The sequence below is a fragment of the Streptomyces sp. P17 genome, assembly GCF_032436805.1.
In the GTDB taxonomy this organism is placed as follows: Bacteria; Actinomycetota; Actinomycetes; order Streptomycetales; family Streptomycetaceae; genus Streptomyces.
Genome location: NZ_JAVRBF010000054.1, coordinates 22850 through 44631 on the forward strand (window position 1 = coordinate 22850; position 21782 = coordinate 44631).

At 69.6% G+C, this 21782-nt stretch carries 16 protein-coding genes and 1 pseudogene; 6 read left to right on the forward strand and 11 right to left on the reverse strand.

Going from position 1 to position 21782, the window contains the following annotated elements:
• Positions 1 to 194: 194 nt before the first annotated feature.
• The 7 genes and pseudogenes from RMT89_RS29905 to RMT89_RS29935 all read right to left on the reverse strand — a co-directional run bounded on the left by RMT89_RS29905 (position 195) and on the right by RMT89_RS29935 (position 8278).
• Entirely contained in the window at positions 195 to 1718 is a 1524-nt protein-coding gene (locus RMT89_RS29905; protein ID WP_315886898.1) for a PH domain-containing protein, read from the reverse strand.
• A gap of 88 nt (positions 1719 to 1806) precedes the next feature.
• Positions 1807 to 1930: pseudogene (locus RMT89_RS29910) on the reverse strand (ATP-binding protein); the annotation flags it as partial.
• Positions 1931 to 2430: 500 nt separating this feature from the next.
• The gene (locus tag RMT89_RS29915; protein WP_315886899.1) at positions 2431 to 3372 is read right to left on the reverse strand and encodes a hypothetical protein; all 942 of its coding nucleotides are present in this window, start codon (positions 3370 to 3372) and stop codon (positions 2431 to 2433) included.
• Between the two features lie 97 nt (positions 3373 to 3469).
• Positions 3470 to 4540 (reverse strand): hypothetical protein, encoded by a 1071-nt coding sequence (locus tag RMT89_RS29920; RefSeq protein WP_315886900.1) that lies wholly within the window; start codon positions 4538 to 4540, stop codon positions 3470 to 3472.
• A 47-nt stretch (positions 4541 to 4587) separates the two neighbouring features.
• A complete protein-coding gene (locus tag RMT89_RS29925; protein ID WP_315886901.1) occupies positions 4588 to 5529 on the reverse strand; it encodes an N-acetylneuraminate synthase family protein in 942 nt (313 codons plus the stop codon).
• A gap of 14 nt (positions 5530 to 5543) precedes the next feature.
• A complete protein-coding gene (locus RMT89_RS29930; RefSeq protein ID WP_315886902.1) occupies positions 5544 to 6773 on the reverse strand; it encodes an N-acylneuraminate cytidylyltransferase in 1230 nt (409 codons plus the stop codon).
• Between the two features lie 158 nt (positions 6774 to 6931).
• Positions 6932 to 8278, reverse strand: coding sequence for a DUF6716 putative glycosyltransferase (locus RMT89_RS29935; protein WP_315886903.1), 1347 nt, complete (start codon positions 8276 to 8278; stop codon positions 6932 to 6934).
• 198 nt (positions 8279 to 8476) lie between these two features.
• Between RMT89_RS29935 and RMT89_RS29940 the strand changes: the two genes are divergently transcribed.
• The 3 genes from RMT89_RS29940 (at position 8477) to RMT89_RS29950 (ending at position 11927) form a co-directional block, all read left to right on the forward strand.
• Entirely contained in the window at positions 8477 to 9463 is a 987-nt protein-coding gene (locus RMT89_RS29940) for a glycosyltransferase family 2 protein (protein WP_315886904.1), read from the forward strand.
• The gene (locus RMT89_RS29945; protein ID WP_315886905.1) at positions 9463 to 10797 is read left to right on the forward strand and encodes an alpha-2,8-polysialyltransferase family protein; all 1335 of its coding nucleotides are present in this window, start codon (positions 9463 to 9465) and stop codon (positions 10795 to 10797) included. The genes RMT89_RS29940 and RMT89_RS29945 overlap by 1 nt, the downstream gene beginning before the upstream one ends.
• Positions 10798 to 10937: 140 nt before the next feature.
• Positions 10938 to 11927 (forward strand): hypothetical protein, encoded by a 990-nt coding sequence (locus tag RMT89_RS29950; RefSeq protein ID WP_315886906.1) that lies wholly within the window; start codon positions 10938 to 10940, stop codon positions 11925 to 11927.
• 50 nt (positions 11928 to 11977) lie between these two features.
• Here the strand turns inward: RMT89_RS29950 and RMT89_RS29955 are convergent, their stop codons facing one another.
• Together RMT89_RS29955 and RMT89_RS29960 are read right to left on the reverse strand one after the other, a co-directional pair.
• Positions 11978 to 14299 carry a glycosyltransferase gene (locus RMT89_RS29955; RefSeq protein ID WP_315886907.1) on the reverse strand — a complete coding sequence of 774 codons (2322 nt, stop codon included), beginning with the start codon at positions 14297 to 14299 and terminating at the stop codon, positions 11978 to 11980.
• A complete protein-coding gene (locus RMT89_RS29960; RefSeq protein ID WP_315886908.1) occupies positions 14296 to 15687 on the reverse strand; it encodes a glycosyltransferase family 29 protein in 1392 nt (463 codons plus the stop codon). Before RMT89_RS29960 ends, RMT89_RS29955 begins: the two co-directional genes overlap by 4 nt.
• Positions 15688 to 16012: 325 nt before the next feature.
• Between RMT89_RS29960 and RMT89_RS29965 the strand changes: the two genes are divergently transcribed.
• Positions 16013 to 17122, forward strand: a complete 1110-nt coding sequence (locus RMT89_RS29965; RefSeq protein ID WP_315886930.1) for an acyltransferase — start codon at positions 16013 to 16015, stop codon at positions 17120 to 17122.
• A 94-nt stretch (positions 17123 to 17216) separates the two neighbouring features.
• The gene (locus RMT89_RS29970) at positions 17217 to 18161 is read left to right on the forward strand and encodes a class I SAM-dependent methyltransferase (RefSeq protein ID WP_315886909.1); all 945 of its coding nucleotides are present in this window, start codon (positions 17217 to 17219) and stop codon (positions 18159 to 18161) included.
• Between the two features lie 138 nt (positions 18162 to 18299).
• Here RMT89_RS29970 and leuE read toward each other — a convergent pair whose 3' ends face one another.
• Positions 18300 to 18950: a leucine efflux protein LeuE gene (gene leuE, locus RMT89_RS29975; RefSeq protein ID WP_315886910.1), complete on the reverse strand. Its 651-nt coding sequence runs from the start codon at positions 18948 to 18950 to the stop codon at positions 18300 to 18302.
• A gap of 66 nt (positions 18951 to 19016) precedes the next feature.
• Positions 19017 to 20597, reverse strand: a complete 1581-nt coding sequence (locus RMT89_RS29980; protein ID WP_315886911.1) for a methylmalonyl-CoA mutase family protein — start codon at positions 20595 to 20597, stop codon at positions 19017 to 19019.
• Between the two features lie 223 nt (positions 20598 to 20820).
• On the opposite strand from RMT89_RS29980, the gene RMT89_RS29985 reads away from it, so the two are divergent.
• On the forward strand, positions 20821 to 21642 hold the full coding sequence (locus tag RMT89_RS29985; RefSeq protein WP_315886912.1) for a L,D-transpeptidase family protein: 822 nt from the start codon (positions 20821 to 20823) through the stop codon (positions 21640 to 21642).
• Positions 21643 to 21782: the final 140 nt, after the last annotated feature.

Genomic DNA, 21782 nt, shown 5'->3' on the forward strand with positions numbered 1-21782 from the left:
AGGACGCCCGGGTGGCCAACTGACCCTCGATCAACAAAAGTTCAGCCCGTTAGGGGAAGAAAAACTGGCCGCCAGACGCATAGATGTGGGTTGGGATGGGTAAGCTCCCGCATTTTTCGAGCGAGTCGATCATGATTACCCACCCGCTCTCCTACCAACCCTTACCACGCCACAGACACCCGCGTCGGTTCTGTTCACCTGTCGGAAGCCGGCGTCGAGGCCCCCTCAAGCGTGCGTACGGCCTCCAGCGCGCGCAGGATGCGGGTCAGGTCGGCCGGGGCGGCGGCCAGGCGGACCGGGGTGCCGGCGTCGTCGAGGTCGGCGACGTGCCAGCTCCGGGGCACGGTGTCGCCGTCGCTGCCGCGCGCTCGCCGTACCTCCTTGACGGTTAGCCGCCGGGCCGGGATGACCCGGGCCGCGTACCGCCCGGGGCCCGGCGTCACCGCGGGCGGCTCGTCGCCGCCGAGGGCGATGTGGGTGCCGAAGCCGTGCGGGTTGTAGTCGGTGGACTCCAGGAAGCGGGCGGGGAGGAAGACCTCCTCCTGCTCGGTGTCCGCCTCGGTCAGCGCGGGCGGGCGAATGCCGGTGGCACGCCAGGCCCAGGCGGTCATGGCGAGGGTGGCGACGGTGCCCGCGGCGGCCCAGATGACGGTCTTCGGGGAGTCGAAGAGCGTCGTGGGGTGCAGGTAGCACAGGGGCAGCAGCCACATGCCCGTCCCCACGAGGACGGCCGCGAAGGGCAGGGCCGACGGAAGGACCTCGTCGTCGGGGAGCCGACGCCCGCGCAGGCGCATCAGCATCTGGGCGGCGGGGTAGCCCGCGGCGAGGGCGAGTCCGGCGGAGACGGCGGCCAGGTCGCCGGGCGGAGAGACATGCTCACGCCAGATGTAACGGCTCCCCGCGACCTCCATGATGTCGCCGCGCCAGACGGTGAGCTCGACCTTGTCACCGGGCCGGAACTCCAGGGCGGCCTCCCGTGAGACGCGGAGCCGGTCGATCGGCTGATCATCGGCGAAGAACAGTCGGCCACTCCCCTTGGGCCCGTCCTTGTCGGCCCGCTCGATCACGGCCGGGAGGGTCGACAGGCACTCGCGCCGGTCGGCGGCGGGCGTGGTGTCCGTGCACGGGACGGCCGCCTCCCACTCCCGTTCGTACGCATCGACATGCGGCACGAGCCAGGCGGCGAGCCCCGCTCCGGCGAGCAGCAGGACGCACAGGACGGGGGACCAGACCGAGCCGCGTCCTGCGGTGCGCTGGGAGACGATGACGAGGCGGTCCGACTCGGGGGTGCCGTGGCGACGGTGCAGGGCGCGCAGGGCGTCCAGGCCGGTGTCGAAGTCCCGGTCGCCGCCCCATCCCACGGGCAGGGGCAGCTGCCGCTCGCGCCCGTCGCGCAGTGCCAGGAGGACGTGCCGGGACTGCTCGCCCCGGGGCCACGTCTTCACCCGTACGCGCAGGTCGGCGATGTCCGGCCAGGGCACGGTCCGGCGCCGGGTGCGGACTCCGCGGGCGTCGGCGCGGACCTCGGCGGAGGCGGAGCGCAGGGCTGCGAGACCGATGCCGAGGCAGAGCGCGCCGACAGCGACGAGCGGAACGGGGCCGCCCAGGACGAGACCCAGGGCGGCGAGGAGGACCCCGGCCGCCATGATCCCTACGACGACCCGGAGGGCCCGCCGCCAGCGGGACCGGAGGATGACTTCACCATTCACACCGGGCATCCTGACGTGCGCGGCGCGAGAAGCGCGTGTCGGGTGTCCGGCAGTTTTCGGGCCGCCGAAGTTGCCGGTAACGGGCGCTCACGCACTCCTACGCCGCCGTCAGCTCGCACCACACGTACTTGCCCCGGTTGCCGTGTCTGGACAGCGGCTGCCACCCCCATACGTCGGTACAGGCCCGCACGAGAGCAAGCCCCACGCCCCTCCTCCAGCTCGCAGACCCGCTCCCACGACAGCGGAGGCAGGGAAGGAGTTCAGGAACACACCGTCAGCGATGTCGTCCGGGAACGGGACTGGCAGGTCGGCGTCGTCGGATTCCTGGAATGCGAAGCCGTGGTACTCCACATCCGCATCGAGGTGTTGCCGCCGGACAAGTTCGGCCATGGGAGCCCTTCGGCATGACAGACGACGGGTCATCCCCCGATAGCAAGTCGGTGTCCCTACGCCACCGTCACCGCGGCCAACCGAGTAGCGTCCCGAGCCGGCCCCGTAACGCTGGACAGGAAGCCACGCGCCCGGAGTGTTCGGCGTGGACGTCTCCCCGCGGATGTGGCCCTGGCCCGCGAGGCGCACCCACCAGGCGGCCACGTACTGCTGTCGTTCCAGGCGCCGGACGCCGCCGAGGAACACATCCACTTCACGGAACGCTTCGGCCGCCGAGGTCAGCCAATCCTGATCGTCCCACCGTTCTCCCACACGCCTGGTGGGCAGATGGTCAAGCCTGGCCGGGATCGGCCCCTGGGCCCTCCGGGTCCTCCGCGAACAGGTCCTCGGCGCGCTCGACCGTGCGGGAACGCTCCAGCCAGGTGTCCACGAGGTCGAGGTCGGTGCACGTGGTGATGCGCTCCCGTACGCCGTCGGACACGGCGATGCCACGCACCTCCAGCACGGACAGGATCCCCTTGGCCTCCCCTTCGGCCACGCCCTCCGCCTTGCCTTCGGCAAGGCCTTCCAGGTAGGCCGTCTCGATCATTGTTCCCCGGCCGGGGAAGTAGGTGACGGGCGACATGATTCCCTTCCATTTCTCTCCGGCTGGAGTCTTACCCAGGGTCGTTTCCAGGAACTCGAAGACGTATCTGACGGTCTCTGGATCCGTATCGAGGAGTTCGTGCAGGGCGCTTCCGATCGCCTCCAGTATGGCGCCGCGCTCGGGGCCGCGGGCGTGTGCCAGGGCGGAGAGTGCGGCAAGTGGGAGGTTCTTCGTCGCGGTCCTGACATCGGTGATCACCGGCGAGTTGTCCGGCCCGGCGACCAGCGGGTGCGTCCGTTGAGACGTCCAGCCACGACTGCCGCAGTCGAAGGGACCGGCTGCCCACTTGGCCGTGGCCCGGTCCTGGCAGACCACGAGGAGCAGTACGGGCAGGCGGTACTTGGGCTGGAGGTAGGCGATGTAGTAGGCCCAACTGGCCTCCTTGCCCTCGACCTTGCCGGACTGCGCCTCGATGGCGAGCAGGAAGTCCTCCCCGTCGGACGGCCCGATGCGCAGCACGGTGTCCACACGCCGTTCCAGCGGCCGGGCCTCCGTCACGTCCGTGGTGACGGCGTCCACAGTCGCCTTCGCGGATAAGGGAACGCCCAGCATCCCGAACACGGGAGCCAGGACCTCGGGTCGTTCCTGGAAGATCCGGTGCATGCCCTCATGAGCTGAAGTGACCATTCACGCAAGGTAGATCGACTATCGGGCAGGTCACTCGGACAATTGGCGCCCGTTCACCCTTTCGAGCGGCGCCGAAACGTTCGGCCGCCGAGGCAGCTCACGCCGAGCTGACCGCCGCCAGCCGGTGCACGTCCTTCGCCGAGCCCGTGACGCCGGACAGGAAGCCCTGGGCCCGGGGTGAGGCGTGGTCGGTGAGCCAGGTGGGGTCGATGTCGCAGACCGCGACCTTCACCTCCGTGCCGGCCAGGGCCAGCGGGAGGGTGTGGACGACCGTGGACGGGAAGCTCAGGATCGTTTTGCCGATCGGGCCTCGGCGGGCGATCAGTTCCAGGGGGAGGTCCGGGCGGACTATCTCCAGACCGGTCTCGACCGCCAGGCGGTGCAGTTTCTCGGTCCTCTCGCGGCGGTGGGCGAAGTAGCGGGTGGCGCCGTGGGTCTTGGCCAGGGTGCGGACCGCCTCCAGGTAGCGGTCGGCGTCCACCACGCCCGTCTCCACCAGCGAGGTGCCCACCATGTCCGCGCCCTTGCCGATGCGGGGCGGGCCGAAGCGGCCCCGGGTCCAGGCGAAGTCGTTCGTCGACATCGCCATGCCCGGCAGGGTCTCCTCCATCGGCATGGAGGAGAAGATCTCCACCCTGCGGTTCTCCCCCGGCGTCAGACGGCGGCGGGCCGCCGAGGACGCCGGGGCCAGGATCAGGTCCCGGGGGCCCGGCCGGCCGCCCTTGCGGTGCCAGCGCACCAGGCGTTCGCCGCGGGCCAGTTGGGCGACGAACTCCATCGTCGCCGTGCCGTCGTCGACCACGACCAGGTCACGGGCCCGAGTGATCGTCAGCAGCAGCTGGACGTAGCGGGAGAAGGGGTCTCCCAAGACCACGCGCGATGCCCGGCGGAGCGTCCCCGCCAGGCCACCGATCGTCTGGAACGGCGCCGCCGCGCCGCGCCGCGCCTCCTCCCAGCGGACCTCGTGCCCCTCCTCACGGGCCAGCTCCGCCATGCGTCGCAGCTGGCCGCGGGTCATCGGGTCGATCGGGGACAGGACCACGAGGGTGAGCCCCGCGCCGAGCGCCTGCTCCTGGGCATGCGCCCACTCCAGCACATTCAGCAGCTGTACCGGACTCTCGACGAACGCGAGAGTGCGGGTGCCGGCGTTCCCGGCGCGGGGGCTCATCTACGTACGACCGTCCCGTCGTAGGCGATCTTCTGGAGGGGGGTGACTCAGACCGAGAGGGGCTCGCCGGCCGCCGCGGCGATCTCCGCCTCGGCGATGACGCCCTGGACACGGCGCAGCTTCTTCATCGGGCCGAGCTCGGAGTCGTAGACCTTCTTGACGCCGTCGCCGAGGGAGGCCTCGATCGTGCGGATGTCGCGCACCAGGCGGGTGAGGCCCTGCGGCTCGACGGACGCGGCCTGGTCCGAGCCCCACATGGCGCGGTCGAGGGTGATGTGACGCTCGACGAAGGTGGCGCCCAGGGCGACCGCGGCGAGAGTGGTCTGCAGGCCCGTCTCGTGGCCGGAGTAGCCGATCGGGACGTTCGGGTACTCGGCCTGGAGGGTGTTGATCACCCGGAGGTTCAGCTCCTCCGCCTTCGCGGGGTAGGTGGAGGTGGCGTGGCACAGGAGGATGTTGTCCGAGCCGAGGACCTCGACCGCGTGGCGGATCTGCTTCGGGGTCGACATGCCGGTCGACAGGATGACGGTGCGGCCCGTGGCGCGCAGGGAGCGGAGCAGCTCGTCGTCGGTCAGGGAGGCGGAGGCGACCTTGTGGGCCGGGACGTCGAACTTCTCCAGGAAGGCGACGGCCTCGGTGTCCCACGGGGAGGCGAACCAGGCGATGTCCCTGGACTTGCAGTACTCGTCGATCTGGCGGTACTCGTCCTCACCGAACTCCACACGGTGGCGGTAGTCGATGTAGGTCATGCGGCCCCAGGGGGTGTCGCGCTCGATGTCCCACTGGTCGCGCGGGGTGCAGATCTCGGGGGTGCGCTTCTGGAACTTGACCGCGTCACAGCCGGCCTCGGCGGCCACGTCGATCAGCTTGAAGGCGTTCTCCAGCTCGCCGTTGTGGTTGATGCCGATCTCGCCGCAGATGTAGACGGGCTGGCCCGGGCCGGCCAGGCGCGACGAACCGAACGTGCGGAGACGGGAGTTGGTGCTCATGGCAGGAACTGTCCTTACTTGGTGAGGGAATCGAGAGAGGGGCCGAGGATCCAGCTGGCGATCTCTCGGATCGCGCCGTCGCCACCCGGGACGGTGGTGACCGCGCGTGCGGCGCCGCGCACGACGTCGTGGGCGCTCGCGACCGCCACGGGCCAGCCGACGAGGGCGAAGCACGGGAGGTCGTTGACGTCGTTGCCGACGTAGAGCACGCGCTCAGGCGCGATGCCCTGCTCCTCGCACCACTGCTTCAGTGCGAGGTCCTTGCGGTCGATGCCGTGCAGGACCGGGATCTTGAGCTTCCGGGCCCGGGCGGCGACCACAGGGTTCTGTTCCGTGGAGAGGATCAGCATCTTCAGGCCGCTCTTGCGCAGGGCCGCGATGCCGAGGCCGTCTCCGCGGTGCACGGAGACGAACTCCTTTCCATCGGTGTCGATCAGCACCCGGTCATCGGTCTGGGTGCCGTCGAAGTCGAGTACGACCGCGTCGATGTCGGCGGCGGTCGGCAGCGCACCGGGGCGGTCCGCGTCGAACAGGGGGGCGAGGGCGCGGGCCCGCGCGAGGTCGTGCGGATCGTCGATCTCCAGCACGCGCGCGGGGTCGGTGCGGACCAGTTCGGTACGGCCGAAGAAACGGTGGTTGTGCTTGCGGAAGCCGGCCGCGTCCATCGCGTAGGCGGCGCCGGTCTCCAGGTAGTCCTGGGGGCGGTCCTGACGGCGGGGGCGGTAGGCCTTGTCGTGGTTGACCCCGACGCCGCCCTCCGCGGGCTCCTCGGCGTCACGCCAGACGAAGCCGTGGAAGGGGGCCACGGTGACCGCGGTGTCGGCGCCGTTCTCCACGACCGCCGCCGCGACCCCGTCGATGTCCTCACGGATCACGAAGGGGCTGGTGCACTGCACGAGCAGGACCACGTCGACCGGGGAGCCGTGCAGGGCCTCGTGGCCGTCCATGGCGTGCAGGACGGCGGCCTCGGAGGTGGCGGTGTCACCGGCGATGGCGGCGGGCCGCAGCACGACCTCCGCTCCGGCCGCGCGGGCGGCGGCGGCGATGGCCTGGTCGTCGGTGGAGACCACGACATCGGTGACGAGCCGCGCCGTAAGACACTCACGCACCGCACGAGCCACCAGCGGAACACCGCCGACGGGCGCCAGGTTCTTCGCGGGCACCCCCTTGGAGCCACCGCGAGCGGGGATGACGGCAAGCACGCGGCGCACCGAAGCACCCGCGTGTGCCGGGGAGTCGGACATGGGTTGCACTCCTTGCACAGAGTTCGCAGAGGTATGGGCGGCGGAGCCGCCCTCAAGCGGCGCGGGGCTGCATTGGTCAGCGGCTCCGCCGCGGGGCGCGACCGGCCACGACGAGCCGGCAGCCGCCCGCGGCCCGGAAGCGGCACTTTCGGAGGCGCTCACAGTTCCCCCATCCGCCGGATGACGGGCGCCACCCGCTGCACCCCGTGCCGGTAGGCCCCGCGGGCGGCACGGCGCACGATCTGCCGGACCGGGCCCGGCTCCTTGTCGGCCGCGGGCGCCCCCGGCAACACGCTGCCGTCGGGGCCCAGATGGTGGCGAGCGAGGATGCCGGGCAAGTAACCCGGCGCCGTCGCGGGCGTGTAGTACGGGGTCAGCGGCGCCAATCCCCCGGGCAGGGCCCGCAACTTGGCGATCCGCTCACGCGCGGCGTCGAACGCGGACTCGTACCCGCCGTCCGCGGCGACGCCCTGGCGGGCCACCCACTCCTCGTCGGGCGCCGGACGGTGTCCCTCGTCCAGCTGGTCCCAGGAGGCGAGGCAGCCGGAGCCGATGAAGTGGTGGTTGCCGAGCGTCTCGCGCACCCCGACGTCGGTGAGAACGACGGTGGGGATCCGGCGGTGGAGGGACTCCAGCGCGGCCGTCGAGCTGACCGTGACGAGCAGGTCGGTGCGGTCGAGCACCTCGCCCATGTGCCCGTAGACCAGCCGGAGGTTGGACGGCAGATCCAGCTTCTGGGCCAGCTTCTGGTAGGGCAACTCCTCGATGTGCGTGGTGTGTTCGCCCGGCCTGGAGCGCAACTTGAGCAGCACCTCGCGCTCGGGGTGCAGCCGCGCGTGCTGGACCAGGCGGTTCAGCAGGTACGTACGGTCCTTGCGGCTCTCGGGGACGGAGGGCTGCGCGGCGAAGACGATCGTGTACGGGTCGTGCTCCCCCTCGTAGGGCGCCCCGCCGAGGAACGGCAGCGCCACCTCCGTCACCGCCGAGGCGTCGGCGCCCACGCCCTCGTAGACCGCGCGGAACCGCTCGGCGTCCTGGCGGGAGTTGGCGAGGACAAGATCCGCGCCGTGCCGCAGCAGCAGGCCGTCGGCGAGCTTCTCGTAGACGACACCGACATAGCCGGTGACGACGACGGGACGCTTCTCGCGGCCCTCCCACACCCGCTTGAGGCCATGCAGCATCGCCTGGACGCCGCCGCCGACGAGGGCCAGTACGACGATGTCGTACTCCTCCTCGGCCATCGTGCGCAGAAACTCCACCGCCGTCACCTCGCGCAGGGAGTCGGCGCTCACGCCGACCTCCGCCAGTTGGCGCGCGGTGGGCGTGGCCCGGCCGCGCAACAGGAATCCGCTCAGAGCGGGGGCGACTTGCGTGCCGCCTTCGGCTCCGGCTTCCATGGACGGGCCCGGGACGATGCGGCCCGCCGTCAGCGCACCCCATTTCCACCGGGTGTCGGAGTCCGCGAGGACGGCAATGCGCGGCGGCTTCGTTGTACTTGCTGGCACGAAGAAGACGCTAGGAAGCATTTCCTAGGTATAGCCCAACCGCGAATCAACGAAAAGTTAACAACATCCCACCGCGAGCCGAACTGGCCCGTCAAAACCCGGGAAGTACATGGCATGCACCGTTCCGACACACCGAGTTCACCCGCCGTACGCGCGCCGTCAAGTTCCGCCGCCGGGCACCCTTCTAACCTTTTGCAGGTGCCAAAGCTTTCCGTGATCGTGCCGTTCTACAACGTGCAGCAATACGCCCCCGACACCCTCAGAAGCCTCCGCGCGAACGCCCGGCGCGACTTCGAGTTCATCCTGGTGGACGATTTTTCGAAGGATGAAACTCCCGCCATCCTCGAACGCGCTGCCGAACAACTCTCGGATGTCGCACACGTGCGTTACATCCGCCACGAAGTGAACGGAGGTCTCGCCACCGCCCGTAACACCGGTCTGGACGCGGCGACCGGCGAATACCTCACCTTCCTCGACGGGGACGACTGGCTCGCCCCCGGCTACTTCGCCGAACTGGTCGGCGCCATCGAGGAGCTGGGCTGCGACTTCATCCGTACGGACCACGTCCAGGCCAACGCCCGCGGCCGCTCCGTGCACCGGGTTCCGCACGGCCGCCGGGGCGAGGTCCTCGACCCGCGCGCGGCGATCCTGCCCGCCGACCGGACGACCTCCGTCGACTACGCGTACGCCTGGGCCGGCGCCTACCACCGGCGGCTGCTGGACAAGGGCCTGCTGCACTTCACCGACGGACTGCGCACGGCCGAGGACCGGCCGTGGATCTGGAAGCTGCACCGCGAGGCGGAGTCGTTCGCCGTGGTGAGTCTGCTCGGCGTCTTCTACCGCCGGGGGGTGGCCGGTTCACTCACCCAGATCGGTGACGTCCGTCAACTCGACTTCATCCGCGCCTTCGATCAGGTCATCGAGGAGACGGCGGCCGACCCCGAGGCGGCCCAGCTGCTGCCCAAGGCGGTACGCACCTACTGTGCGATCATCGCCCATCACCTCTCCGACGAGTCCAAGTGGGAACCGGCCGTGGCCAAGCAGCTGCGGGCGATGAGCGCGGCGGCCATAAAGCGGATGCCGCAGGACGCGCTCGGTGATGTGCTCGAAACCATGGACCTGCGCCGGGCCAGCAAGCTGCGCCGGCTGCGGCGCCGGGCCACCACTGCGAAGGCGGCCGCGTGATGTCCCGTAAGACCACCCAGATCTTCTGCGTCTCCACGCTCTACGGCGCCGCGACCCTGGCCGCCGCGCTGGACTCGGAGTGCTTCACCGAGGCGGACCGCCGGCTGCTGCTGGTGTTCAACAACTCCGCGTGCCCGGAGACCACTCCGGCCGTCGACGAGATGCCGGGCTTCGAACCGCTGCGCGACCACTTCGACGGTGTGATCTCGTTCAACGAGGCCATCCGTCCCTTCCACCCCGGCGCCTGGTCGCCCCGCGCGGACGATATCCCGCTGTTCGAGCGGTACTTGCGGCTGCTGTGGGGCCTGGGCGACGACAAGGTGGAGATCGTCCTGGAGTCCATCCAGGTCAACCCGGCGCTCGGCCTGGCCCAGATCTTCACCGGCGCCCCGCTGCACGTGTACGCCGACGGCCTGATGAGCTACGGCCCGACGCGCAACAAGCTCGACCCGCTGGTCGGCACCCGCGTCCGGCGCCTGCTCCACCTGGATCTGGTGCCCGGCCTCACCCCGATGCTGCTCACCGAGTTCGACGTGCCGGCCGAGGTCGTGCCGACCGAGGCGTTCCTGAAGGTGATGGGCGAGCTCGCCGGTGCCGTCGAGGAGTTGCCGGTCCTCCCGGACAACTCCGCGCTGCTGCTCGGTCAGTACCTCTCCGCGCTGAACATCCTCACGCCGGAGGGCGAGGAGGAGCTGCACGTACGGATGATGCGCGGGGCGGTGGAGCGCGGGCACCGTTCGATCGTGTTCAAACCCCACCCCACGGCGCCGGCCCGCTACAGCCGCGCCCTGGAGACCGAGGCCGAGAAGCTCGGTGTCGACCTCACCGTGCTGGACACGCCCGTGCTCGCCGAGGTGCTGTTCGAGAAGTCCCGCCCCGGCCTGGTCGTCGGCTGCTTCTCGACCGCCCTGTTCACGGCGTCCGCCTTCTACGAGCTCCCGGTCGCCCGCATCGGCACCGAGCCGCTGCTGGACCGGCTGACGCCGTACCAGAACAGCAACCGCATCCCCGCGGTGCTGGCGGACGCCGTGCTTGCGGACCTGGAGAACCGCACGGGCGAGGAGACCGTGCCGACGGAGACCCTGGGCGCACTGGTCACCGCCATAGGGTTCACCATGCAGCCGCAGATCTACCCGAGCCTGCGTCCCGCTGCCGAGCGCTATCTGTCGGAGCACTTCAAGCCGCGCACCCAGCGCTACTTCAAGCGCAAGCGGCTCACGTCGCTGGGCCTGCCCGGCGGTATCCCGGAGCGGCTGTCGTTCCTGCCGCGCAATTCCACGGCGCGCCGGGTGGTGCGACGGGCCAAGGCGCTGAAGAAGGTGGTGCGCCGGTAAGCCAATACCGGGTGAACTAACGGGAACTTCCGAGGAAACGGTGGCACACCGTCGCATTAAACCGATGAATCCGTGGTGTGGGCGGCGTTCGAATCCCTAGGATCACGGAATGCCGCCCCATCCGACTCCGTGAGGCACTCATGACGAACCTCGGCCGGCTGTACCCCATGCTCGACGGCGTCAAGCTGCCGGACGACATTCCCTATTCCCAGGTGAGCTCCTGGGAGCTGCGATTCCTCTATCTGCTGGGCCGTCATCGCCTCACCGGCGAGGACCGGCTCGTGGAGCTGGGCTCCGGCGGCGGCGGGTCCACGTACGCGCTCGCTCTCGGGCTGCGCGACAGCCCGGTGTTCGACGAGAAGACGGGACGGCTGCACGCGTACGACTTCTTCCATGTCGGCAAGGGGACCTTCGCCACCGAGAAGTTCTTCTCGGCCGGCTCCAAGCCCGCGGACGGCGACACCTCGTTCCTCGACGACTTCACCGAGCGCCTCGATCCGTTCCTGCCGTTCCTGGAGATCCACGCCGGTGACATCTGGCAGACCTCGGACCCGGACGACACCAGCCCGATCGAGTTCCTGCACATCGACATCGCCAAGACGGCCCGGGTGTTCCGCTGTGTCTCCGAGCGCTTCCTGACCCGGCTGCGGCCCGGCTCCGTCGTGCTGCACCAGGACTTCGCCGGGCCCCGGCTGCCGTGGCTGCACTACAGCACGGGCGCGCTGCTGCCGTACATCGAGATGGCCGGGCCGCCGATCCGCTCCACGCTCGCCTTCGAGGTGACCAGGCCGATCCCCGAGGACGTACTGAAGAGGATCTCCGAGGACGCCTTCACCCTCGACGAGAAGCTGAAGCTGATCTCGGCCGTGCAGGAGCGCGTCGACCGCGACCACACCGGCGGGATCCCCTTCAAGCAGGTGCTGGAGCTGGCGAAGGCGTACGTCGCCCACTACGACGGGCGGCACAGGCAGGCCTGGTCGATCGCGCGGAAGCTGACCGACGACGAGTACCTCAGCCGGACCCGCGCCGACCACTTCAAGCAGCTGAAGACGGCGTACGAGAAGGACGGCGGCGCCGACAAGGGCGGCTCGCTGCTGACCAAGCTGGCCCGGAGGCTCGTACGACGCTGAAAGAAAGCTGAGAGAAAAGAGGGTGAGCCCCTGGGCTCACCCTCCTTCGTTCAGCCGCCCAGGAGGATCCGTAGATCCGCCGCGTTCGCCTCGGTGATCTTCCACAGTTCCTGCTGACGGCCGTGGACGTCGGCGACGGTCGCCGCGTGGTCGCGGAGCAGGTCCTTCGAGCGCTCCACCAGGCGGGCGGCCAGGTGGCGGTCGTGGACGGAGACACCCCACTCGGGGCGCTCGATGTCCCGCAGGAAGTACGCCATCTTCGGGTGCGAGATCAGGCTGATGATCGGGGTGCCGCAGCCGAACGGGATCATGCCCGCGTGGCCGCGCATCCCGATGACCAGCTGGGTGCGCGCGTACAGATCGCGGATCTCGTCGTTCTCGAAGTCGTACATCGGGATGACGGGCAGCGAGATGCCGTGCTCGCGGCGGAGATCGAAGGCGATCTTCTCGTCGTCGAGCGAGTGCGCCACGCACCGCACCTCGGCCAGCTTGCCGAGGTCCCGTACCGCCTGGGCCATCTGGGCCAGGAAGTAGCCGTAGTCATGGCCGAAGCGCAGGCCCGCGCGGTCGTAGGCGGCGTTGACGAGGATGGTGTCCTCGCGGCTCGCCGGGTCCTGCCAGCCGGGCACGAGCTGACGGGTGACCGTCGTCGGACAGGGCTGGAAGCGGACCTTGTCGTGCAGGTGGGCCGGGAGCATGGCGCGCACCTTCTCGATCGAGCCGTGGTTGCGCAGCCCGAAGAAGGCGGACTTCTCCACCAGCAGGCGCAGTGACTCGCGGAACCGGCCCGCGCGGTAGGACTGTCCGTCGAAGGCGTTGAAGCCCACGGCGTACACCGCGATCGGCACGTCGATCCGGCGCATCAGATCGTCCGGGACGTTCCACTGCCAGGCGCTGTTGCCGTTGGGCATGGTGTCCGGGATGAACAGGCCGCCGCCGCCGATGACCAGGCCCCGGCGGGCGTTGACGCGCTCCAGGGCGGCCTCGTCGAACAGCCGGTGGGCGTGCACGGAGTGCCAGCGGCGGGAGGTGGTGTCGGGGCCGAAGGCGCTGCGCACGCTCTCCGGGAGGAGCTTGTCGCCCGCGTTGCCCTGGCGGTCCATGTAGAAGGCGACGTGCGCCAACTGGTCCTCGGGGGAGCCCAGTTCCTGGGCCGGGACGGAGGCGGCGCGCTGCGCCCACAGCCGGCTGGAGCGGTGGGTGATGTCCACGGACATACCGGCCGTGGCGTACTTCAGCGCGGAGGCGTTGTCGCCGTGCACCCAGGCCATCTGGGCGAGCCGGGCGTAGGCGGTGGCGGCCCGGTTGGGGGCGGCCGTCGCGAGCAGGAGCTGTGCCTTGGCGTCGTCGTACCGGGAGACGCTCATCAGGGCGTGGCCGAGGACCTCGTGCGGCCAGGCCTCGTCGAGCGGGATGCGGACGCTCTCCAGGACATCGACGGCGTCCTGGTAGTTGCCGGTCGCTATGTGCGCGGCGGCCACCTTGCGGGCGGTCTCGACGTCGCCGGTGCGGGCGACGTGCGGGCTGCCGTAGTGCACGATCAGGTCGTGGTGCAGGCCGCCCGCCTTCGAGAGGTACTCGGCGTGGAAGTCGGCGTCCGGCAGTTCGAACTCGCGCCACTTCTCCTCGGCCAGGCTGTACCCGGACTCACCGCCCTGCCACGGCTTGTGACGGCCGGTGAAGTGCAGGATCGCGGTGTCCTCGGGGACCGGGAGGTCGCCGGAGAGGCGCCTCTTCACGAAGTTGTAGCGCGGGTCCAGGCGGATGAAGTCGCCGTCGAGGACGGAGTTCAGGATGCCCTGGTCGTGCTTGTCGAGCTCGTAGTCGCCGCTGCGCCCGATGGCGTCCAGCCTGGCGCAGAACTCGTCGCTCAGGTACTCGCGCTGGATGACCAGCAGACCGGAGTTGAGCTTGTGCTGCCCGTAGAAGAACTGCGGGACGGCCGCGAGGCCCTCGCGGAGCTTGAGGAGTTCGCCGAGGTCACCGAGGACGACCATGTCGGTGTCGAGGGTGATGACGGTGTCGTACTCGCGCAGCCGGAAGACGTCGAGGATGAAGTACGCCTTGCGGACCAGGTAGTTGTCCTGGTCGCCCTTCTTGTACGAGTCGTAGTGCGTGTCGTTGACGCGGCGCAGCACGATGCGCGGGTGCAGGGCGCGGATCCTGGCGATCGAGGCCGGGCGCAGATCGTCGTAGAGGACGACGAAGTCCTCGCACACGGTCGGGTTGGACAGGGCGAGGCTGCGCAGCAGGACGAGGAAGCCGGGGAGGTAGTTCTCGTCGACGTAGGAGGCGAAGGCGATGCGCCGCTTGCCGGTGAGCGCGTGGGCGTCGGTGGCGGGAGCCTGTACCGCAGGCAGGGTCGTCGTCATCGCAGGGATATCCTCATGTCCGTCACGCTCTGGGCCCGGTCCATGACCCATGCCTTCTCGCTGGTGTATTCGTGCACGGAGGTGATGGCGAGCTTCATGGCCTCCTGCACGCGGTAGGCGCCGCTCTCGTAGAAGTCGAAGCCGATCAGGTCGAGCTTCGGGCTGACGTCCAGGAAGTCCAGCAGGTACAGCATGTTGAAGCCGGTGGTCGGGATGCCCGACCAGACATCGGTGGAGAGTTTGCCGATGTTGCGCACGGGCCAGCGCAGCGACTCGTCGCCCAGGCAGGTCTGGGCGCCGGGCACCAGGCGGTTGCGCAGCGACCACTTCCAGTCGCCGGAGACTCCGCCGAAGACGAGCCGGGTGTCGACCTGCTTCTCCCAGTTGAAGCCGTGCTTGTGGATCGTCGCGTGGATGTCGGTACGGCTGCCGGTGTGCTTCGGGTCGATCCGATACGAGTTGAAGCGCACCACGAGGTCGTACGCGTCGATCTCGGCGCCCATCGAACTGGCGCCCACCCGGCCGGAGTTGGCGATCAGGCAGATCGACTTGCCGGCGATCCGGTTGCGGAACTCACCGAGGCTGATCCACTGCACGCCGCCGATGGCCGGGTCGGCGACCGGGCCGCGCATCCGGCTGCGGCGCTGCTCGGCGTAGAGCGCGAGAACCTCCGTGAGCTCTGGCAGGGCGGTGACATCGGTGTCGGCGGCGATACGCAGGTCCAGGTACTGGCTGAGCAGTTCCTGACGGTCGGTCACCGGGGCGTCGTCCAGAGCCAGCAGCGCGCCGACCAGGCGCGGTTCGGCGGCGGCCCAGTCACCGACGGCATGTGCGGCCAGGCCCTCGGCCCACACCGCGGTGGCGTCGCCGCGGGTGAACTCCTCGGCGCGCGGGCACTGGCGGCGCAGCAGGGCGAGCAGTGCACGCTCCCGGTCCGCCGCCGTGCGCAGACCCGCGATGCGGGCGCGGACGCCGAAGCCGTCGTCGTCGGTGAGCCCGAGGTACTTCTCGTACGCGTCCAGCGCCTCGGCGTCCTCGCCGAGCGCCTCCATCAGGCGGGCGCGCAGCCGCCAGCCGGCGCGGGAGTTCTTGCGCTGGGCGAGCACGGTGTCGCTGATCACCAGAGCGAGGTTCAGCTCGTCGTCGTAGCCGCACTTGAGCGCCTGGTTGGCGACGGCGAGCAGGGCGTCGAGCAGTTCGTTGCCGATACCCGCGGCGGGGGTCGCGGCGCCCTTCACGGCGCGTTTGAGCAGCGCGGTCGCGCCGGTCGCCGGGGCGGGTGCGGGGGCGGCGGGGGTGGTTCCCCATACGACGAGCAGCTTTCTGAGCTGCTCGGCGAGTTCGATGCGCCGGCGGTCGACGCTGCCGACGACTTTGCCGCTGTGCACCGCGCAGGCACGCAAACAGTCGTCCAGTTCCCCTCCACGCGCACGTGCCCGTCTGTTCTGGACCCTCGTCATGGCACTCCTGGTATTCGCCAAGCCAATGCTGTGTTTGCCGCGGTCTGCCGGCGGGTGGGGGGATCTTGAAACCGTTTGATTATCCGTGGGGGGATGCTGAGAAAAATTAGGAAGGCAAAACGACTTTCAGGTGAACTCATAGGTACTACAGGGCTAATCGTTGGCCGGTCACCCAAGACATCCCTGTGATTCGGACTAATGTCCCTAGCTCCACCCTCCAGAACGCCTGCCAAGGGGAATTCCTGTGACCAGCATGACCGTCCGCACGGTGATCGAGCCGCCCCGGAGGGCGGCACGGACGGCACCGAGGGAGACCCGGCTACGGGCCCTGGACGGACTGAGGCTGGTCGCCGCGCTGATGGTGGCCGCGTACCACTACGGCGGCCGGGGCGGCGAGGTCACCAAGGCGTGGGGCAGCTCACCCACCGTCCAGTTCCCCACGCTCCACGAGTACTTCGCCTACGGCTGTCTCGGCGTCCAGATCTTCTTCGTCATCAGCGGGTTCGTGATCTGCATGAGCGGCTGGGGACGGCCGTTGAAGTCCTTCTTCGCCTCCCGTGCCTCCCGGCTGCTGCCCGCCTACTGGGCGGCGGTCCTGCTGGTCACGGCGGTCTTCGCGCTGCCCATGGTCGCCTACAAGGCGGTCTCGCCGAGCGACGCGCTGGTCAATATGACGATGCTTCAGCAGCCGCTGGGCGTCGACCGGGTACTCGGGGTCTGCTGGACGCTGTGGGCGGAGGTCCGCTTCTACGCCCTGTTCGCGGTGTGCGTCGTACTCCCCGGGGCCACCCGGCAGCGCGTGATCATGTTCTGCGCGGGCTGGACGTTCGCGGCGGTCATCGCCAAGGCCTCGAACGAACCCCTGCTCGACCTGGTCCTGATGCCCGAGTACGCGCCCTTCTTCATCGGCGGCGTCGGCCTCTACCTCGTCCACCGCGACCGCCGGGACGCCTACGCGTGGGGCATCGTCGGGGTCAGCTGGCTGATCGGGCAGCACTACGCGGTGCAGAACCTGTGGCGGGCACCGAGTCCGGACGCCTTCGCCAACCGCACCTCGTTCGGGATCATGCTCGTCGTCACCCTCGGCTTCCTGGCCGTCGCGGCCATCGCGCTCGGCTGGCTGAACTGGGCGAACTGGCGCTGGCTGACCGTGGCCGGGGCCCTGACCTACCCGTTCTACCTGGTCCACGAGCACCTGGGCTGGGTCGTCATCGAGACCCTGCACCAGGGCCTGAACCTGCCCTCCTGGGCAACCTTCATCCTGACGATCGCCTCGATGCTGCTGCTGGCCTGGCTGCTGAACCGTTACGTCGAGAAGCCGCTGGCCCCGCGACTCCGGACGGCTCTCACCAAGATGCGGTGAAGCCCGGGCGCGGCAAGACTGCTGAGCAGCCGTTGTTCACCGGACGTTCAGCCCGGTGACGCATTGCCCGGAACTCAGTGAGCAGGCGCGTCGCATGGCCAACGCACAGCAGACATCCGTCCTACCCGGTGAGCTCGGCGATGTGCCGGGCTGGTTCCCCGCACTCGACCAGACGCTGTTCAGCTGGTTCCTGCAGCGACAGGAGGCCCTCGGACAGAAGGGCGACCTGCTGGAACTGGGTGCCTATATGGGCAAGAGCGCGATATTGCTGGGCCGGTATCTGCGCCCCGGCGAGACGTTCACCGTCTGTGACCTCTTCGAGAACGACGCGCCGGACGGAGCGAACCAGGCGGAGACGTCGAAGTCGTACGCGTCGCTCACCCGGCAGGCCTTCGAGCGGAACTACCTCGCTTTCCACGACGCGCTTCCGCGGGTGATCCAGGGGCCCAGCTCGGTGATCACACAGGAGGTCTCACCCGGGACCTGCCGGTTCGTCCACATCGACGCCTCGCACCTGTACGAGCACGTGTACGACGACATCGGCGCGGCGCGGGATCTGCTGGTGCCGGAGGGCATCGTCGTCCTCGATGACTTCCGCTCCGAGCACACGCCGGGGGTTTCGGTCGCCGCGTGGGAGGCGGTGCTGAACCGGGGGCTGCGGCCGGTGTGTCTGAGCACGCAGAAGCTGTACGGGACGTGGGGGGAGCCGGGTCCTGTCCAGGAGGAGCTGCTGGCGATGCTGCGGGCCCGGGAGGACTGCGGGCTGAGTGTGCAGGGGGCCGCGGGGCACCAGCTGGTGCGGGTGAAGGGGCGGGGGATGAAGGCGCCGGCGTTTCCGGTGTCGCGGCATTATGTGGAACCGATGGAGGTGGCGGTGGCGGCGCCCGCGTCGACTCCGGCACGCCGGGCTCGGCGGTCCCGGTCCCGGCGGCTGGCTGTGGATCTGTTGCCGCCTGTTGTCACTCGGGCGGTTCGGCAGATGCGCAAGGCGCGGGCCGGTGGGGGCTTGTCGCGCCCTCGCGGCGGAGCCGCACATTAGGACAGCCCCGCGCCCGGTGCCCTAGAAGTGTCCTGAAGATCTCGCTTGGGCCGCCCCGATCGCCCAGGTTCGCCCGCAAAAGTCGATCGGGGCAATCCGGTGCAAGTCGGGCGCGTTTTCAAGATTCTCAGTGGTCTCCTAGACGCTGCTCGCGAGGGACAGCTTCACCGCGAAGCCGAGGAACAACGCCCCCGCCGCCGAGGTGGCCCCCGCCGACAGGCGCTTGCGTCGGCGGAAGGCCGCTGCCAGCTTCGTACCGCTGAATATCAGCGCACTCAGGTACAGGAAGCTCGCGAGCTGCGCGAAGGCGCCCAGCACCACGAACGACAGCGCGGGATAGGCGTACCCCGGGTCGACGAACTGCACGAAGAAGGCGACGAAGAACAGGATCGCCTTGGGGTTGAGCAGACTGACGACGAAGGCCCGGCGAAAGGGCCGCTCATCGGAAGCGGGACCGGACTCGTCCGCGACGCCCGGCTCCTGCCGCGCCCGCCACATCCCCCAGGCCGCCCGCAGCATCCCGATCGCCAGCCAGGTCAGATATCCGGCCCCGGCGTACTTCACGATGCCGAACAGCACGGCGTTGGCCTGGAGCAGGGAGGCGACCCCGGCCGCGGAGAGGGTCATCAGGACCGTGTCCCCGCACCAGACCCCGGCCGCCGCCGTGTACCCCGCGCGCACGCCCCGGCGGGCGGCCACGGACAGCACGTACAGCGAGTTGGGGCCGGGCAGCAGGACGATCAGGATCAGGCCCGCGAGATAGGTGGGGAGGTCGATGACACCGAACATGGAAAGGAGTGTCGCACGGGGGTACGACACTCCGATTCCGTATTTCAGAGGGCGAGATGCCCGGGATCAGAAGGCGTCGCTCGGGACGTACGTCCCCCAGATCTCCCGCAGCGCGTTGCACACCTCGCCGACCGTCGCCCGGGCCCGCAGCGCGTCCTTCATCGGGTACAGGACGTTGTCCTCGCCCTCGGCCGCCTTCTTCAGGGCGGCGAGGGCCGCGTCCACCGCCTCCTGGTCGCGCTCGGCCCGCAGCTTCGCGAGCCGCTCGGCCTGCTGGGCCTCGATCGCCGGGTCCACGCGGAGGGGCTCGTACGGCTCCTCCTCGTCGAGCTTGAAGCGGTTGACGCCCACGACGACCCGCTCGCCCGAGTCCGTCTCCTGGGCGATGCGGTACGCGCTGCGCTCGATCTCGCTCTTCTGGAAGCCGTGTTCGATGGCCGTGACCGCGCCGCCGAGGTCCTCGACCTTCCGCATCAGCTCCAGCGCCGCCGCCTCGACGTCGTCCGTCATCCTCTCGATGACGTAGGAGCCCGCGAAGGGGTCGACGGTCGCCGTCACATCGGTCTCGTACGCCAGCACCTGCTGGGTGCGCAGGGCCAGCCGCGCGCTCTTGTCCGTCGGGAGGGCGATGGCCTCGTCGAAGGAGTTGGTGTGCAGCGACTGGGTGCCGCCCAGCACCGCGGCCAGGCCCTGGACCGCCACCCGGACCAGGTTCACCTCGGGCTGCTGGGCCGTCAGCTGGACGCCCGCCGTCTGGGTGTGGAAGCGCAGCATCAGCGACTTGGGGTTCTTCGCGCCGAACTCGTCCCGCATCACCCGTGCCCAGATCCGGCGTGCGGCACGGAACTTGGCGACCTCTTCGAGGATCGTCGTACGGGAGACGAAGAAGAAGGACAGACGGGGCGCGAAGTCGTCGACGTCCATGCCCGCCGCGACCGCCGTACGGACGTACTCGATGCCGTCGGCCAGCGTGAACGCGATCTCCTGCGCCGGGGAAGCGCCCGCCTCGGCCATGTGGTACCCGGAGATCGAGATCGTGTTCCACTTCGGGATCTCGGCCTTGCAGTACTTGAAGATGTCCGCGATCAGGCGCAGGGAGGGCTTGGGCGGGAAGATGTACGTCCCGCGCGCGATGTACTCCTTCAGCACGTCGTTCTGGATCGTGCCGGTCAGCTTGTCCGCGCTGACGCCCTGCTCCTCGGCGACGAGTTGGTAGAGCAGGAGCAGCAGCGCGGCGGGCGCGTTGATCGTCATCGACGTGGAGACCTTGTCCAGCGGGATCCCGCCGAACAGCACCCGCATGTCATCGATCGAGTCGATCGCCACGCCGACCTTGCCGACCTCGCCGGACGCGATCGGCGCGTCGGAGTCGTGGCCCATCTGGGTGGGCAGGTCGAAGGCGACCGACAGACCCATCGTGCCGTTGGCGATCAGCTGCTTGTAGCGGGCGTTGGACTCGGTCGCCGTACCGAAGCCGGCGTACTGGCGCATCGTCCAGGGACGGCCGGTGTACATCGACGGGTACACGCCGCGGGTGAAGGGGTACGACCCCGGTTCGCCCAGCTTTTCGGCCGCGTCCCAGCCCGCCAGGTCATCCGGTCCGTAGACCGGTTCGATGGGCAGTCCGGACTCCGACTCGCGCGCCATGGTGTGTTGCCTCCCGCCGAGCAGTTCGCTCGCTGCTTACTCACTGGTACAGACCGACCCTTCGACGGACTGTAGCCGCGGGGCGCGCGCCCGGAGGAGAGGACACCGCTGGGACCTTGCTCACAGCCGCGATGCGGCCCCGGTCACAACAATGCCCCGCCGTTCGCCACCAGTCATCCGCGGGGAAACATCTCAGAGGACATCAGCGGCGTCGGGGGGCCTGATGAGGGGCAAGGGGAGAACGGCCGGCGCGCTCGCCTCGGCGGCGGCGCTCGCGGTCGTGTGCGGCGGCTGCACGGTACAGGCGGGGGACGGGGAGGGGCAGTCGCCGGTCCGGATCGATCTGCCCAGCCGTGCGCCGTCCAGGACACCCGAGGACGCGAAGCCGAGCGCACCTCCCACGCGCGCGGCACCGGAGGTCCTCTGGTCCCGCGGTGACAGTGGCCGGGACGTCCGCGAGCTGCAGGCCCGGCTGCGTCAGGTCGCCTGGCTCTTCGACGGGCCGACCGGGACGTACGACGATCTCACCGAGCAGGCGGTCAAGGGGTTCCAGGGCAGGCGCGGGCTGCCGAGGACGGGGAAGACGGACAGCGTCACCTGGAAGCGGCTGCTGAAGATGACCCCGGAGCCGGGGAAGTGGGATCTGTATCTGATGGGCGGGCAGCCCGCCGCCGAGCCCGATCCGCGCTGTCTGACCGGCCGGGTGCTGTGCATCGACAAGACGAGCCGCACCCTGCGCTGGATGATCGACGGCCGGACGGTCTCCACGGTGGCGGTGCGCTTCGGCTCGCAGTACACGCCGACCCGCGAGGGCGTCTTCCAGGTCTACTGGAAGTCCCGGCACCACCGCTCCACGCTGTACGACTCGCCGATGCCGTACGCGATGTTCTTCAGCGGCGGCCAGGCCGTGCACCACTCGTCGGACTTCGCGGCCACCGGGTACGCCGGTGCCTCGCACGGCTGTGTCAACGTACGGGACGAGGCGGCGATCGCGGAGCTGTTCGCGCAGGTGAGGAACGGCGACAAGGTCGTCGTCTCCTGGTAGCTGTGGGGCGCGGGCGGGACCGGGGGAACGTGTCCCGCCCGCGCCGAGGTGCACGAGCCGTAGGTACGGGGGGAACCCCGGCTCCGTGCGACGGCCGATGACCAGTCGGCTCACTGAATACTGCGCCGGGAACGGCGAAA

Bases quoted from the DNA above. Each gene is read 5' to 3' on its own strand.
- RMT89_RS29905 (WP_315886898.1), bottom strand. From the start codon at position 1,718: ATGCCCGGTGTGAATGGTGAAGTCATCCTCCGGTCCCGCTGGCGGCGG.
- RMT89_RS29915 (WP_315886899.1), bottom strand. From the start codon at position 3,372: ATGGTCACTTCAGCTCATGAGGGCATGCACCGGATCTTCCAGGAACGA.
- RMT89_RS29920 (WP_315886900.1), bottom strand. From the start codon at position 4,540: ATGAGCCCCCGCGCCGGGAACGCCGGCACCCGCACTCTCGCGTTCGTC.
- RMT89_RS29925 (WP_315886901.1), bottom strand. From the start codon at position 5,529: ATGAGCACCAACTCCCGTCTCCGCACGTTCGGTTCGTCGCGCCTGGCC.
- RMT89_RS29930 (WP_315886902.1), bottom strand. From the start codon at position 6,773: ATGTCCGACTCCCCGGCACACGCGGGTGCTTCGGTGCGCCGCGTGCTT.
- RMT89_RS29945 (WP_315886905.1), top strand. From the start codon at position 9,463: ATGTCCCGTAAGACCACCCAGATCTTCTGCGTCTCCACGCTCTACGGC.
- RMT89_RS29950 (WP_315886906.1), top strand. From the start codon at position 10,938: ATGACGAACCTCGGCCGGCTGTACCCCATGCTCGACGGCGTCAAGCTG.
- RMT89_RS29955 (WP_315886907.1), bottom strand. From the start codon at position 14,299: ATGACGACGACCCTGCCTGCGGTACAGGCTCCCGCCACCGACGCCCAC.
- RMT89_RS29965 (WP_315886930.1), top strand. From the start codon at position 16,013: ATGACCGTCCGCACGGTGATCGAGCCGCCCCGGAGGGCGGCACGGACG.
- RMT89_RS29970 (WP_315886909.1), top strand. From the start codon at position 17,217: ATGGCCAACGCACAGCAGACATCCGTCCTACCCGGTGAGCTCGGCGAT.
- leuE (WP_315886910.1), bottom strand. From the start codon at position 18,950: ATGTTCGGTGTCATCGACCTCCCCACCTATCTCGCGGGCCTGATCCTG.
- RMT89_RS29980 (WP_315886911.1), bottom strand. From the start codon at position 20,597: ATGGCGCGCGAGTCGGAGTCCGGACTGCCCATCGAACCGGTCTACGGA.
- RMT89_RS29985 (WP_315886912.1), top strand. From the start codon at position 20,821: ATGAGGGGCAAGGGGAGAACGGCCGGCGCGCTCGCCTCGGCGGCGGCG.